Annotated in this window: 1 pseudogene; it reads right to left on the bottom strand. The window is 63.7% G+C overall.

The features are described 5' to 3' along the window. Positions 1 to 809 (bottom strand): annotated as a pseudogene (locus UIA24_RS23045) (DNA circularization protein); the annotation flags it as partial.

Below are 809 nucleotides of genomic sequence, written 5' to 3'. Positions count from 1 at the left end.
CCCGGGTGCGGCACTTTGTTACGCGTAACGATTTCAGCGGCGCGGGATGCGTCGCCAAAGCACTGATAGGCCAGCACTAACGCGGGCAGGCTTTCCTTCGGCTCAATCTCAACCAATCGAACGCCCGAGCGGGCCACCTCGGAGAGGTGCCCTTTAACGTGCTTGCGCACCGCCTCGATCAGCTCAAAGTGTTCATGCGATGCCGACAGCCCGGCCTCCCACAGCGCCGCGCTAAGCCCATCACGCAGGCTAATCACGTCATCTGCTGCCGGTACTTCTGGCCGCTCCAGGGGTGACGCCACCTGCTGCGCCAAGGCTGGAACACCGGGCAGCTCGGCAGGCGCCGACACCACCGGCATCAGTGCCGCTGCCCGCACCGCCTTGACGATCAAGGCATCACGCATCAACTCCCGTGCCGCCTTGACGGCAGCGGCTGTCGCCAGCCCGCCCGGCGGATTGGTCATCAGGTCATCGAACTGCTGTTCGGCCATCAACTGCCGGGCCAGTTCAAGCTGTGACGTGATGCCACGACCTGAGTCCACGAACCCCGAAAAGACCTCTTCAGTGCTCGCCAGGCGCGCCACGGTATTGGCAAACTCAGGGTCAGCCGCCACCGTGGCCGAGCTGCTGGACGACGGCGACCAGCTGTAACCCGACGACCGAGTGCTGCCGCCCACGCTGGAAAACTGCGCCCGGATCATGGCCGAGAAATTACCCGGGGCATTGATCAGTATGTCAGCCAGCGCCTCAGCCGAACTGACAAGGCCAAGCACCTGGCTAAACTCCCGCTGAATCGCCATCTGAATCCC

Origin of the sequence: Pseudomonas sp. AL 58, from assembly GCF_036348395.1 — a bacterium.
Taxonomy (GTDB): Bacteria; Pseudomonadota; Gammaproteobacteria; order Pseudomonadales; family Pseudomonadaceae; genus Aquipseudomonas; species Aquipseudomonas defluvii.
This window is presented reverse-complemented; position numbering and strand designations above follow the sequence as displayed.